The following is a 12,878-nucleotide window of genomic DNA, read 5'->3' on the forward strand; positions in this document are numbered from 1 at the left end:
TCCCTGCTCCAGAAGTGCGACAAGATTCGCCGGCGCCGTGCTCCGGACGTACCAGCAGTCCACCCTCTGCATGAGACCGCGCCGGAGGAATCGTCGGCGCGCCGCCTCGTCGATGCCGACAGTGCGCAGGTCTGAGCGATGGATGATCCCTGGAATCTGCATCGCATCAGTACAGCCACGACATGACCGCTGTTGCGGCGCGAGGGCGGCGATGTGGACGAGGGAGGGCTGTGGAGGGGAGGTGCGGTGAACCGGCAGGGGCGGAGCCGGACAGACCGAGGAGCAGGGAACCGGCAGGGGCGGCCGGGCCGAAGGGGACTCAGGGCTCGGACCGACGTCGCCGAGCCTCGACGGAGGTTGTCGACCGATAGTGCGGCGCCGTGGGTGACCGGGCGGATGGGGGCGACCGGGGGGCAAGAGGACCAGTGAGGGCAGGTGCTGAGGTGACGGGTATTGGCGCAGGGCGTACCACTACGCCTATATAGGCATAGTGGTACGCCCTGCGCCATGACCTGACCACGCTCCCGCCGGGGCACCGGGGCACCGGGGCACCGGGGCCCCGGGCACCGGGCCTCGGGCCTCGCGGGGCACCGGGGCACCGGGGCACCGGGCCGCCGGGCGCTTGGGTGCAGTGCCTGGCCTGTCGGGACCGACCCGGCGCGGCTGTCAAGGCGAAGCGCCGGCGCCTCAGGCGCGGGCGGCGGAGCCCGTGGAGGTCTCGGGCTCCTCCTCGTCCACGCCGTCCGGTCCGCCCTCGTCCGTGCCGAGCGTGCGCAGCGTGCGGCGCCGCTGGACGACCGCGCCGAGCAGCCCCAGGACGACGCCGACCACCAGCCAGCCCGACAGCCAGGCGAGGTCCCCGGCCGGGTCGATCCAGCCCCCGCCGATCGCTCCGCGGAAGGCGTCGACCGCATGGGTCATCGGCAGGTACGGGTGGAGCATCTGGAAGAAGCCCGGCAGGGTCGGGACCGGGTAGGTGCCGCCCGCCCCGGAGATCTGCAGCGCGATCAGCACCAGGGCGACGAACTTCCCGACCGGCCCGAACAGGGCGCCGAAGCCGTGGTTCAGCGCGACGAACACCAGCGAGGTCAGCCCCGCGAGCCCGAACATCAGCGGCAGGTCGTCGATGGTGAGGCCGATCAGCCAGTGCAGAGCCCCGACGGCGATCAGCGTCTGGACGAGACCCAGCAGGAAGGCGGGGATGAGCCCGCCTGCCAGCAGTCGCACCGGCCCCGTCCCGCGCGCCATCGCTTCGGAGGAGAACGGCGGCATCATCAGGAAGATCGCCATGCCGCCGACCCACAGGCTGATCGCGAGGAACAGCGGAGCGAGGCCCTCGCCGAAGCGGCCCAGATCGTTCTGGCGCTCGAAGCTCATCTGCACCGGGTCCGAGGCGGTCCCGGCGAGCTCGCTGCTCTCCTCGTCGGTGTACGAGGGGACGTCGTCCTTCGCGTCGGAGAGGCTGTCGGCGAGCTCGGTCGAGCCGTCGTCGAGCTTCTCGGCGCCGTCGTCGAGGTCGGTCGCGCCGTCGGCGAGCTGCGTCGCGCCGTCGTCCACCTGGCGGGCGCCGTCGGCGAGCTCGGCCGAGCCGTCCGCGAGGGTGCCGGTGCCGTCGGCGAGCTGCTGCGCCCCGTCGCGGGCCTCGCCCGTCTTGTCGGCGAGCGTGCCGGCGCCGTCCCTGAGGGTTCCGGTGCCGTCGGCGAGCTGATCCGCGCCGTCGCGGGCCGAGCCGACGCCGTCGGTGTACTGGGTGACGCCGGAGGCGAGGTCCTGGGCGCCGTCGCGGGCGGTGCCCGTCGCGGCGGCGAGCTGGTCCGCGCCGGAGGCGACCTCGCGGGCGCCGGAGTTCAGACGGTGGATGTCCTGCACGCCCTGGTCCAGGGTGCGGTACGCCTCGGGCAGCGCGAGGGCGGCGGTGCGGGCCTGGTCGGCGAGTTCCGCGGCGAGGTCGGAGGCGCTCTGGCCGGGCTCGGCCGACGGGACGGCGGAGGCGAGGTCGTCCCGCGCCGTGCCGAGGTCGCTGCTGAGGGTCGAGGTGTCCTCGGCGAGGGTCGAGGTGGTGCCCTCGAGAGCGGCGGCGCCCTCGGCGAGTGCCGTGGTGGTGGTGGAGAGGGTCTCGATGTACTCCTCGATACCGGAGGCGGCGTCGCTCATGCCCTCGGCGGTGTCGGCGACGTCGGTGGAGGTCTCCGCGGCGGTCCGGGCCAGGCGGTCGGCCTCGGCCGCGTCGGCGGTGGAGGTCTCGGCGTCCTCGCGGACCTTCTGCGTGGTGCCGGCGAGCTCCTCCGCCTTCTGGCAGACGGCTGACTCGGCCGCGGAAGGCTGCTCGGACCCCTCGCCGCCCCCGTCGGACGCCTCGCCGGAGCCTCCGCCGGCCTCGGCGCAGAGTCCTGCGAGCTCGTCGACGCCGTCGGCGAGCTCCCCGGCGGAGCCCTCGGAGGTCTCGGCGGACTGCGCCGAGGTGGAGGTGGCCTCGGCCGCGTCCTGCACGGCCTGGTCGAGCGTCTCGACCTCACCGGCGATCGACTCGGCGCCCTCGCGCAGGGTGCGGGCGTCCTGGGCGCGATCGCCCGTGGACTCATCGAGGTTCCGGGCGGTCTCGGCGAGCTCGCCGGCCTTCTCGTCGAGACTCTCGGTGGTGGCCGCGATGGTGGCGGCGGCCTCGCCCGGGGCGTCCAGCAGCTCCGGCATCCCGTCGATCGTGCGCTCGAGGTCGTCGATCGCGGTGACCAGGTCCTCGCTCGTGGCCTGGACGCTCTCTTCGGTCACGCCCAGCTCGCGGGCGCGCTCGGCGGCGTCGGTGACGGTCTCGTCCAGCTGCTGGGTGCCGTCGGCGACCTGTCCCGCCCCGCCGGCGAGATCGCTCGCCCCGGTCGCGAGCTGCTCGGCGCCGCCGGCGAGCTCGTCCGCGCCGCTGCGCAGCGGCCGCCCCTTCTCGTCGAGGGTCGCCAGCCCGCCGGAGAGCTGCTGCGCACCGGCGTCGAGGGTCGCGACGCCGTTGCGCAGCGTGACCGCGCCGGAGGTGAGCTGATCCAGCCCGACCACGAGGTCGAGGCTGCCGGAGTGCAGGTCGACCGCGCCCGCGGCGAGCTCGGCGGACCCGTCCGCGAGCTGGCCGGTGCCGTCGGTGAGTTCAGCCGTGCCGTCGACCAGGTCGCCGGTGCCGTCGTGGAGATCGCTCGCTCCGTCAGAGAGCTCGGCGGCGCCGTCGGCCGCGTCGACGATCCCGTCATGGATCGTCGTGAAGCCGACGTAGATCTTGTCGAGGTACTCCTCGAGCACCGAGGCGCGCAGCGCGTCGGTGAGCGCGGTGCCGACGGACTTGGAGAAGTTGCCGCCGACGTAGTTCACCGAGTCGTTCGTGCTCACGGTGATCATCGCGGGGGCCGCTTCCATCGCGTCGCCGCCGAGCGAGGCGATGTTCTCGGAGAAGTCGGCGGGGATCGTGATGGTGGCGCCGAAGGTGCCGTCGGCCAGGCCGCGCTGCGCCTCGGCGGGGGAGGCCTCCACGAAGTGGTAGAGGTTCTCCTGGTCCTTCTCCAGCAGGGTTTCCGTGAACTCCTCGCCCACGTCGATGTGGGAGACCTCCCCGTCCGGACTCTCCGCGTCCGCGCCGGTGTCCTCGTTCACCACGGCTGCGGTGATGTGGTTCAGGTTGTTGCTCGGGTCGATGAACGACCAGGTCATGTTGCCGGAGTAGACCAGCGGCACGAGGGCCAGTCCGGTCACGAACAGAGCCGCGATCGGCTTCTTCCACTCCCGGGGCAGCAGGGCGACCGCGCCCCGTCCCGCGGCGGACGCGCCCCGCCCGAGGGCGGCACCGGCGGTGCCGAGAGCGGACAGGACGGCGCGCAGCGCGGAGGAGAGCGCGGTGAGGAGAGCACGGAGGTATCGCATCACAGGGTGACGATACATCCGTGTATTGAGTTTTGTGACCCCGTCTGTGATGAAGTGTGGCGGGAGGAACCCGGCCGCTCCCCCCGGCTCCGATCGGCCGACGGGGCCCGGCCCGGGCGGCTCAGGCCGGCAGATCCACCACCCACGGCCGACGGGACATCCCTGCCGGGTCCCAGGCCTCCAGCAGATCGGCCGCGGAGCGGCAGTCCGGCACTCCCAGCGAGTCCCCGATCCGCTCGACGACGTCGGCCGCGCTCTCCCCGGCGGCGAGCCGGTCCCGCAGCGTCACCGCGCCGTCGCGCTTGGCCAGGCGCGCGCCCGCGGTGTTCAGGGCGAGCGGGACGTGCGCGTAGGTCGGCTCGGGCAGGCCCAGCAGGTGCGCGAGATGGGCCTGGCGCGGGGCGGAGCTGAGCAGGTCGTCGCCGCGGACTACCTGGTCGACCCCGGCCGCGGCGTCGTCGACCACGACGGCGAGGTTGTAGGCGACCACGCCGTCGCCGCGGCGCAGCACGAGGTCGTCGACCGCGCCGCGGACCTCGCCCTCCCAGAGGTCCTGCACGCTCCACTCCGTCACCTCGGCGCGCAGCCGCAGCGCGGGTTCGCGTCGCAGCTCCCGCATCCGCTCGCGACCGGCCTCGCGCTCGGGGGAGGAGAGGTCGCGGCAGGTGCCGGGATAGGCGCCGGGCGGGGCGTGCGGGGCGCTCGGCGCCTCGAGGATCTCCCGCCGGGTGCAGTAGCACTCGTAGACGAGGCCCTGCGCCGTCAGGGAGCCGATCGCGGCCTCGTGGTCCGCGCCGCGCTCCGACTGGCGGACGACCTCGCCGTCCCAGTCCAGGCCCAGCGCCGCAAGGTCCTCCAGCTGGCGCTGCGCGGCGCCCTCCTGCACTCGATCGAGGTCCTCGACCCGCAGGTGGAAGGCGCGGCCGGTGCGGCGCGCGAGCACCCAGGCCAGGATCGCGGTGCGGAGGTTCCCCAGGTGCAGGTCGCCGCTGGGGGAGGGGGCGTAGCGGCCCGCCCCGGGGCCGGGCGTGGCAGCAGGCATGCGCGTCAGTCTAGGGAGGAGGGCCGGAGGGTGCGGGTGCCGGCGTGATCAGCTGGTGGCCGACGGGTCCAGCAGCAGGAGCACGTCGTCGGCGCGCCCGCCGGGCACAGAGCGGTCCGGCGGAGCCGGCTGGAAGCCGAGTCGGGAGGCGAGGGCGAGCGAGGCCGTGTTCCCGCGGTCCGTGATCGCGACGATCTCGAACGGGACCGTGCGGTCATCCTGGGCTGTGCTGTCGTCCAGGGCTGTGGCGTCGTCCAGGGCTCTGCCGTCGTGCGTGCCCGTGTCGCTGCCTGCCGCGTGGGGGCCGCGCCGTGCCCCTGCGGGCAGCGCCTCGAGCACCGCGCGCATCGCCTCGGTCGCGACGCCGCGACCGGTCACCTCGGGCGAGAGCCGCCAGTACGCGCTCAGCATGGTCCTGGCAGCGGCGGTGGTCGTGGCGCCGGAGTCGTCGTCGGCGCCCGGAGCGGGGCCGTGGGTCCGGCGTGCGTCCGTCGCCCGGTCCACGTCGCGCGCGAGCCGGGCGAGACCCACCACACCCAGCAGACCGACCGGAAGGTCGGCGCCCTCCCGTGCCCGTACGGTCAGGTGGCCTGCCCCGTGGCGCTCCCAGCCCTGCCGCCACTGCGCGAGCACCCAGCGCATCTGCGCCGGGTCGGTGAGCGGGTCCGTGGAGTCCTCGACGAAGGCGCGCGGATCCGAGTGGAGGACGTAGAGCTCCGCTTCGTCGGCCTCCGTGACCGGCGCGAGCCGCAGACGCTCCGTCAGGATCCTGCCGACGTCGCGACCGCTCGGTCCGCCGACTCCGCACGCACCACTGTGCTCGTCGGCGCCCCCGGACGCGCCGACGGCGCGGCGCTCCTCGTCCGGGGACGGGACCGCCGCGCCGTCGGGCACGTGCGTCACGCGAGTCGTTCGCGCTGCGGAGGGCCTGGGATCAGGCGTCGCCGCGGTGGTTGCCGCGCTTCTCCTCGTCGGCCGTGGTGGCCTCGGGATCCGAGTCCACCTTGACCTCCTTGGGGGTGGTGTTCCCGCCGTGGGAGTCGCCCTTCAGGGCGGAGGCGACGTCGCCGGCGTCGGCCGAGCCGACGGTGTCGGAAACGGTCGAGGAGTCGGACTCGGTGCCCGCCGAGGCGGGGTAGTGCGCGCGGGCGAAGTCCGCGGGCGGTGCCCACGGGTCCTCGACCGGGCGGGTCTTCTGCCAGGCGATGTAGCCCGCGGCGGCACCGGCGGCGGCCAGGCCCAGGATGAGCAGCACCTTGCCGGCGCGGCCCTTCTTCTTCTGCGGGGTGGGCTCCACGATCGCGGAGCGGATGTCGCCCTGGCCCTTGTCGAGCTCCTTGCGCGCCGCGTCGACGGCAGCCTTGAGCACCGTGCCGGTGGTCTCGGCGGTCTTGCGGGCGCGGGGGAGGTAGTCGTCCTCGAGGTCGTGACGGAGCTTGTCCGCACGCGGACCGAGGTTCTGCGAGAGCTTGTCGCCCTGCTCGCGCAGCTTCTGCTGCGCCTCGGGGACGTACTGGCCGTACAGGTCGGTCGCCTTCGAGCGGGCCTCGCGGGCGCCCTCGGACACCACCGGACCCACCTGGGCTGCGAGCTTCTGCAGCTCCTCGACGGCCTTCTGGGCGTTCTGGCTGGACGCGCCAGCGGCCTCGAGGGCCTTCGAGGCCTTCTTCTTGGCCTTCTTCGCCTCGGCCTTGGTTCCAAGCGCCATGGGGTTCCCCTTTCGGTCGAATCCGTCGGGTCGGGCCGACGGTGGTCCCTGGGCCGGGGCAGCCGACGACTGCCACGACCCGTGTGGCACAACCTTAACGCGACCACCCCGCGGCGTTCACAGCGGATGCGGAGTCGCGGAGGATGTGCCAGGCCGCGGCGATGTGGAGGATTGGTCCGGTCCGCGCAGCGTCCGTGCGCACGGCCCGCACGCACGGTCTGTGGGAGGATTGCGCCATGTTCGCAACTCTGCACACCAACCACGGGGACATCCGCATCGAGCTGTTCCCGAACCACGCCCCCAAGACGGTCGAGAACTTCGTGGGCCTCGCCGAGGGCTCCAAGGAGTTCTCCGATCCGGAGACCGGCGAGAAGGTCACCCGTCCGTTCTACGACGGCGTCGTCTTCCACCGCATCATCTCCGGCTTCATGATCCAGGGCGGTGACCCGCTGGGCACCGGCACCGGCGGCCCCGGCTACACCTTCGACGACGAGATCTCCGAGAAGAACTTCAACGAGCCCTATGTCCTCGCCATGGCCAACGCCGGCACTCGCCGCAACGCGCTGACCGGTCGCCCCTCCGGCACCAACGGCTCGCAGTTCTTCATCACCGTCGGCCCCACCCCGCACCTGCAGGGCAAGCACACCGTGTTCGGCGAGGTCGCGGACGAGGAGTCCAAGAAGATCGTCGACGAGATCGCAGCGGTCAAGACCGACATGCGCGACCGTCCCCTCGAGGACGTCGTCATCGAGAAGGTCTCGATCGAGAAGTGATCTGGCGGGCGCCCCGCGCCCACCGGACCCCGACGCCGCCTGCGTCGCCGCATGTGCGGCGATCCGGCGGCGTCGTGCGTCTCAGGAGAGGGTGAGCGTCGCAGAGCGCACCGCGCGGTCAGCCGATCGCGACCCCGAGCGCCGCGCCGATCCCGTAGGTGACCAGGAGCGCGAGCACCCCGCCGATGATCGTGCGCACGGTGGCGGTGCGGGCGTCGGCCTGGCCGAGGCGGGCGCTGACCACGCCCAGCAGCGCGAGCGCGACCACGACGGCGACGAGCGTCGCGGGCAGGCGCAGCACGGGCGGGCTGGCGAGGATCGCGAGCAGCGGGATGATCCCGCCGAGGGTGAAGGAGAGCAGCGAGGCGAGCGCCGCCGACAGCGGCGAGACGACGGTGCCCTGCTCCACGCCGTGGCGGAAGCGGGTGTGGGCGGTGAGCGCGTCGTGGCGCTCCATCGAGTCGGCGACCTCACCCACCACGTCGCCCGGGATCCCTGACTCGGTGAGCGCCGCGAGCAGGTGCCGGTGCTCGCCGGCAGGGTCGGCGGCGAGGTCGGCGCGGGTGCGGGCGATGAGGGCGCGGTCGGTGTCGCGCTGGGTGGAGACGGAGACGTACTCGCCCATCGCCATGGACAGCGCGCCTGCGACCAGCGAGGCGAGTCCCGCGATCAGCAGCCAGCGGATGTCGGTGGTGGCGCCGGCGACGCCGACAGCGAGGCCCGCGACCGAGACGATGCCGTCGTTCGCGCCGAGCACCCCGGCGCGCAGCTGGTTGATGCGGTCCGAGCGCGTGGTGCGGTCCTCGGCGTGGTCACGTGAGACGGAGGTGCGCGGGTCCCGGTCGGCCGACGGGGCATACGCATCGGCGGGCCCGGTGGCCCGCCCGACGGAGGGCGCTGGGCGCTCGGCGGACGGCGCGCCGCCGTGCGACGCGGCGGGGGTGTCGGGGGAACCGGCGACGGGCGGGCGGCGAGGGGGCATGTCGAGGAGGCTCATGCCCCGAGCCTAGTCTTTGGACTAAGTCCAATCAAGCAAGGTGAGCCTCGCCTGACCTGCAAGAATGCAGTGAGGATAGCCTCTCCGAACCGGTCCGCATCGGCTCCCCCGACAGGGTCTCCCGCCTCGCCCCTCCTCCTCGCAGCGCCCCCGCCCTACCCTCGTCCCATGATCCCGCGCGACCTCGCAGGCCATCGCCTCGTCGCCCAGGGCCTCGGGGAGCGGCTGTTCTGGCGGCCCGGCCTGCGCGAGGAGCGCGCGGCGCTCGAGAAGGAGGCGATGAAGGAGCTGCTGCTGCCCGGCTTCGACGAGCTCGTGCTCGGCTATCGCGGCCGGCTCTACCTCATGGACGAGGCGCGCCACGACGCGATCACCCCGGGCAGCAACGGCGTCTTCCACCGCACCGCGCTGCGCCCCGCCGGAGTGCCCCGGCTCCCTCCAGCCGCCCGTGGTGGAATGAGACCCATGGACAGACCCAGCTACGGCTACAGCGCCGCCGACGCCCCACCGCCGCAGGGCCCCGTGGGCGGCGGGCCGCAGGAGCAGCCGGTGTGCCCGCGCCACCCGGATCGCGTCAGCTACGTGCGCTGCAAGCGCTGCGATCGTCCGGCCTGCCCCGGCTGCCAGCGCCCCACGGATGTGGGCGTGCTGTGCGTGGACTGCGAGCGGGAGCTGGCACGGGCGCAGGCCTCGACCCGTCCCCGCACCGCGATGGGCGGGCGCATGCGCTCCGGCGCCCCGGTCGTCACCTACACGCTGATCGCGCTGTGCGTGCTCGCGTATCTCGGGCAGATGCTCGCTCCGCAGATCGTCGAGCAGCTGGGCATATTCGCCCCCTTCCGAGCGCTCGCGATGCCGTGGACCTTCCTCACCGCGGGCTTCCTGCACGGCGGGATCATGCACCTGGCGCTGAACATGTACGCGCTGTGGGCGATGGGTCAGTTCCTCGAGCGGTCCCTCGGCCCCGCGCGCTTCGCCGCCGTCTACTTCGTCTCGATACTCGGCGGGCACACGGCGGTGTACGTCCTGGCCGACCCGATGGGGTACTCCTGGCTGACCGGCACCGTCGGCGCGAGCGGCGGCGTGTTCGGCCTGTTCGCCGCGGCGTTCATCGTCAACCGGCGCATGGGCGGGCAGGTCGCGCAGATCGGGGTGCTGATCGCCCTGAACCTGGTGATCACCTTCACCGTCCCCAACATCTCCTGGCAGGGCCACCTCGGCGGACTCCTGCTCGGCGCGGCGCTCACCGCGGGGATGTACGCGCTGCGCCCCAAGGCGGTGGCCGGGCAGGACCGGCAGGCGCTCGCCCGCCGCTCCGCGATCACGCACGGCGCGCTGGTGGTCGCCGCCGTGGTGCTGTGCGCGGTGCTCGTGGCGGTCAAGACGGTGCTCCTCCCCGGCGTCTGACCGAGGCTGCGCGCGGCCCGTTCGAGGGTCGACGGCGCACTCCTCCCGCACGGCGGGGCGGTCCCTCGGGGCCGCCCCGTTCCGCGTCCTCCGAACCGTGCGCGAGAGCCCTGTCACGACACGGACGGAACTACACCGGTGTGGTTTTCCCCAGCTGTGGATCGCGATGTGGATAACCCGCTGCTGCATTGGGGATGACGCGTTCTGGCTGTGGACAACTGCCGATGTGCTGTGGACGGACAGTGGGGACAGCGCAGGTCCATACACCGTGGATGCGGGGTGCGCAGACGTTCTCGACCACTGCGCGGAGATGATCCAGAGCTGAGACGCGCGCGCAATGTCCGATTCGGGCGCCCGACGGAAGCCTCATGACCTGCAGTGATTCTATGGAGCGCGAAGGTCGCCGCGGGCTGCGGAGGGGCGCTGCGAGGACTGGTCGTCGCGCCGGCGCAATGCCGCGACACGCCCGGGACGACGCTCGTACGTGCGGAACTACAGGGATGTCATTTCTCCACCTCTGTGGAGAACGCTGTGGATAACTTCTTGTGGAGGTGGACGGCGAGGATGCGCACACCCGTGCGGAGCCTCGTTTCCACCGAGTCACCGGCCCCGTCGGTGGACGGCCGCGGCGCTGTGCACCCCCGTTCGCGGCATCGCGGCATCGCGGCACGGCGGTGGCGGGGCAGGGAGGCGCCAGCTGCCGGGAGCCTCCCGCTCAGCCCCCGCCTTTCGGCGCCCGCCGCTCAGTGCTCGGCGCCGCCGGCGAGGCGCACGTCGGCCTCCGTGGAGAGCGCCACCTCGACCATCCGCACCAGCGCCCGTGCGGTGGCGGGGGAGTCGACGACGTCGGCCGAGGGGACGTGGACGAACCCGCCCCGGATCCCCTCGAGCGCAGGGTCGGTCGCCAGCAGGTGCTGCAGCGCGTAGAAGACGTCATTGCACACATAGGTCCCGGCGGTCTGCGACACCGCCGCAGGCACTCCGTCGGCCGCGAGCGAGGCGACCATCGCCTTGACCGGCAGGGTCGAGAAGCGGCCGACGGGCGCGCCCGGCACCACCGGCTCGTCGACCGGGCTCGCGCCCGCATTGTCGGGGATCCGGGCGTCGCGGATGTTGATCGCGACCCGTTCCGGGGTGATCGCGGTGCGTCCGGCGGCGAGGCCGACGGCCACCACGAGCCGCGGACGCAGACCCCGCACAGCCTCCGCCAGGCGCTCCGAGGCGGTGCCGAACTCGACGGGCAGCTCGACCGCCTCCGCGTCCACGCCGCGCGCGACGAGGGCCGGGACCGCCTCCCGGACGGCCTCCCAGGACTCGTTGGTCGCCGCACCGTCGAAGGGCGCGAAACCGGAGAGCAGAACGTCGATGGCCATCGGTACAGGGTACGGCGGGCCGCCCGCCGACGGGCTGCGCGCCACGACGATGCTCTCGCTGGCGTCGACCAGCGCTGCGTCCGTCGCGACATCGCCCCCGTCGCCCGCGACTAATCTGGGGCGATGTCCGAGCAGACCCGTGCTGAGCCGTTCCCCGCGCTGTCCGCGCTCTACCCCTCCCTCGGGCTCGTCGTCCGCGCCGGGGACCTGACCCTGCGGCCGCTGGCCGGTGAGGACCTGCCCGAGTACGCCGCGCTGATCCGCCGGCCGATCTTCGAGGACCCGGCCTCCCCGCAGGTGTTCCCCTGGTACCGCGCCGAGCCGGAGACGCGCGTGCGCGAGGCGCTGCGCTTCCAGTGGACGCTGCGCAGCGGGATCTCTCCCGAGCGCTGGACACTCGCCTTCGGCGTGTGGGCGGGAGGCCGGCTGATCGGTGCGCAGGACGTCTCCGCCCACCGCTTCGCCGAGCGGCGCACCGTCACCTCCGGCTCCTGGCTGACCCTCGACGCCCACGGGAACGGGTACGGCAGGCTCATGCGCCAGGCGATGCTCGTGCTCGCCTTCGACCACCTCGGCGCATTGCGGGCCGAGTCCGCCGCCGTGGTCGGCAACGCCCCCTCCTACGGGGTCTCCCGCGCCTGCGGCTACATCGACAACGGCACCGAGATCTCCACGATCCCCGGCTCCAGCGAGGAGCAGCAGCGCTTCCTCGTCACGCCCGAGCTGCTGCGTCGGCCCGACGTGCCGGTGGAGGTCGAGGGGGTCACCCCCGCGCTGCGGGAGATGCTCGGCGCCTGACCGGGCGGCGGGAGATGACAGAACCGCCCGATGTGACGTTCCCGCGGGAACGCGTCGGGCGGCTCAGCCACAGGATTCTGACGGGTCGGAGGGTGATGACGTTCCCGCGGGAACGCTCCGTCGGGCGTCCGACGGGGAGCCGACGCGGGATCTGACAGATCGGGCGCCGACGACGTTCCCGCGGGAACGCCTGCGCGGCCGACGGGCAGCCGTCGGCCCCGCGCCGGATCAGCAGTAGGCGGTCGTCGCGTCGGTGCGGACCCTCGTCTTCGTCGCCTTCTTGACGCCGCCGGCGAACTTGCACGACTCGAGCAGAGCGCCCTTGGAGCTGTACAGGCGCGCGGTGTCGCCGGTGTTGTTCCAGATAAAGCTCGCCTTGCCCCAGTACAGGGTGGTGGAGGTGTTCTTCCCGGTGCCGGAGCGGATCGTGACGGTCTTGCCGGGGGCGATCTTGAAGCCCTTGGGGAAGGTGTACTTCTGGGGGCCGTTGTCGCGGATCACGTAGCCGGTGAGGGTCAGCGTGGTCTTCCCGGTGTTCTTGACCTGGATGTACTCCTTCACGTACTCGGAGTTCTTCGAGTGGTCCCGGCCGGGCGGGTCGTAGTACACCTTCACGATGTCCAGCGGCTTCTTCACCGCGGCATCGGCGGGCGGGGCGACCGCGAGCGGGACCGCGACCACGAGCGCGGCGAGCAGCAGCGCCAGGAATCGGGCGCGCGAGAGCAGGGGCAGGTGCATGGGGTGACCTCTGAGGAGCAGGGGATCCGCGGGTGACGGCCGACTCTCGTCGGCTCTCCTCAGGATCGGAACCGGTGCGACAGCAGGAAGATGACCGGCGCCGACCGCCTGCGCCAGCGTTCCCGCACAACTGTCGTGGGAACTC

Annotated in this window: 10 protein-coding genes; 3 read left to right on the forward strand and 7 right to left on the reverse strand. The window is 73.0% G+C overall.

The window, feature by feature from the left end; genetic code table 11:
- Window positions 1-687: 687 nt before the first annotated feature.
- The 4 genes from Y09_RS03580 to Y09_RS03595 all read right to left on the reverse strand — a co-directional run bounded on the left by Y09_RS03580 (window position 688) and on the right by Y09_RS03595 (window position 6,647).
- On the reverse strand, window positions 688-3,897 hold the full coding sequence (locus tag Y09_RS03580; RefSeq protein WP_053916276.1) for a YhgE/Pip domain-containing protein: 3,210 nt from the start codon (window positions 3,895-3,897) through the stop codon (window positions 688-690).
- Between the two features lie 121 nt (window positions 3,898-4,018).
- Window positions 4,019-4,939, reverse strand: a complete 921-nt coding sequence (gluQRS, locus tag Y09_RS03585) for a tRNA glutamyl-Q(34) synthetase GluQRS (protein WP_053916277.1) — start codon at window positions 4,937-4,939, stop codon at window positions 4,019-4,021.
- Window positions 4,940-4,987: 48 nt separating this feature from the next.
- The gene (locus tag Y09_RS03590) at window positions 4,988-5,842 is read right to left on the reverse strand and encodes a GNAT family N-acetyltransferase (RefSeq protein ID WP_053916278.1); all 855 of its coding nucleotides are present in this window, start codon (window positions 5,840-5,842) and stop codon (window positions 4,988-4,990) included.
- Window positions 5,843-5,873: 31 nt separating this feature from the next.
- Entirely contained in the window at window positions 5,874-6,647 is a 774-nt protein-coding gene (locus Y09_RS03595) for a hypothetical protein (protein ID WP_053916279.1), read from the reverse strand.
- Window positions 6,648-6,883: 236 nt separating this feature from the next.
- Between Y09_RS03595 and Y09_RS03600 the strand changes: the two genes are divergently transcribed.
- Entirely contained in the window at window positions 6,884-7,420 is a 537-nt protein-coding gene (locus tag Y09_RS03600; protein WP_053916280.1) for a peptidylprolyl isomerase, read from the forward strand.
- 118 nt (window positions 7,421-7,538) lie between these two features.
- Here Y09_RS03600 and Y09_RS03605 read toward each other — a convergent pair whose 3' ends face one another.
- On the reverse strand, window positions 7,539-8,417 hold the full coding sequence (locus tag Y09_RS03605; protein WP_053916281.1) for a VIT family protein: 879 nt from the start codon (window positions 8,415-8,417) through the stop codon (window positions 7,539-7,541).
- Between the two features lie 168 nt (window positions 8,418-8,585).
- Here Y09_RS03605 and Y09_RS03610 point away from each other — a divergent pair, with 168 nt between their 5' ends.
- On the forward strand, window positions 8,586-9,824 hold the full coding sequence (locus Y09_RS03610) for a rhomboid family intramembrane serine protease (protein ID WP_234695615.1): 1,239 nt from the start codon (window positions 8,586-8,588) through the stop codon (window positions 9,822-9,824).
- Window positions 9,825-10,567: 743 nt separating this feature from the next.
- Here Y09_RS03610 and Y09_RS03615 read toward each other — a convergent pair.
- Window positions 10,568-11,197 carry a pyroglutamyl-peptidase I gene (locus Y09_RS03615; protein WP_053916282.1) on the reverse strand — a complete coding sequence of 210 codons (630 nt, stop codon included), beginning with the start codon at window positions 11,195-11,197 and terminating at the stop codon, window positions 10,568-10,570.
- Window positions 11,198-11,320: 123 nt separating this feature from the next.
- Here Y09_RS03615 and Y09_RS03620 point away from each other — a divergent pair, with 123 nt between their 5' ends.
- On the forward strand, window positions 11,321-11,995 hold the full coding sequence (locus Y09_RS03620; RefSeq protein ID WP_053916283.1) for a GNAT family N-acetyltransferase: 675 nt from the start codon (window positions 11,321-11,323) through the stop codon (window positions 11,993-11,995).
- A 228-nt stretch (window positions 11,996-12,223) separates the two neighbouring features.
- Here Y09_RS03620 and Y09_RS03625 read toward each other — a convergent pair whose 3' ends face one another.
- Window positions 12,224-12,733 (reverse strand): lamin tail domain-containing protein, encoded by a 510-nt coding sequence (locus tag Y09_RS03625; RefSeq protein WP_053916284.1) that lies wholly within the window; start codon window positions 12,731-12,733, stop codon window positions 12,224-12,226.
- Window positions 12,734-12,878 lie beyond the last annotated feature (145 nt).

Origin of the sequence: Brachybacterium sp. SW0106-09 (assembly GCF_001293905.1) — a bacterium.
Classification (GTDB): domain Bacteria; phylum Actinomycetota; class Actinomycetes; order Actinomycetales; family Dermabacteraceae; genus Brachybacterium; species Brachybacterium conglomeratum.

What these genes read in the sequence shown, in the direction of transcription:
- Y09_RS03580 (WP_053916276.1), bottom strand. Translation starts at nt 3,897, where the DNA reads ATGCGATACCTCCGTGCTCTCCTCACCGCGCTCTCCTCCGCGCTGCGC.
- gluQRS (WP_053916277.1), bottom strand. Translation starts at nt 4,939, where the DNA reads ATGCCTGCTGCCACGCCCGGCCCCGGGGCGGGCCGCTACGCCCCCTCC.
- Y09_RS03595 (WP_053916279.1), bottom strand. Translation starts at nt 6,647, where the DNA reads ATGGCGCTTGGAACCAAGGCCGAGGCGAAGAAGGCCAAGAAGAAGGCC.
- Y09_RS03600 (WP_053916280.1), top strand. Translation starts at nt 6,884, where the DNA reads ATGTTCGCAACTCTGCACACCAACCACGGGGACATCCGCATCGAGCTG.
- Y09_RS03605 (WP_053916281.1), bottom strand. Translation starts at nt 8,417, where the DNA reads ATGAGCCTCCTCGACATGCCCCCTCGCCGCCCGCCCGTCGCCGGTTCC.
- Y09_RS03610 (WP_234695615.1), top strand. Translation starts at nt 8,586, where the DNA reads ATGATCCCGCGCGACCTCGCAGGCCATCGCCTCGTCGCCCAGGGCCTC.
- Y09_RS03615 (WP_053916282.1), bottom strand. Translation starts at nt 11,197, where the DNA reads ATGGCCATCGACGTTCTGCTCTCCGGTTTCGCGCCCTTCGACGGTGCG.
- Y09_RS03620 (WP_053916283.1), top strand. Translation starts at nt 11,321, where the DNA reads ATGTCCGAGCAGACCCGTGCTGAGCCGTTCCCCGCGCTGTCCGCGCTC.
- Y09_RS03625 (WP_053916284.1), bottom strand. Translation starts at nt 12,733, where the DNA reads ATGCACCTGCCCCTGCTCTCGCGCGCCCGATTCCTGGCGCTGCTGCTC.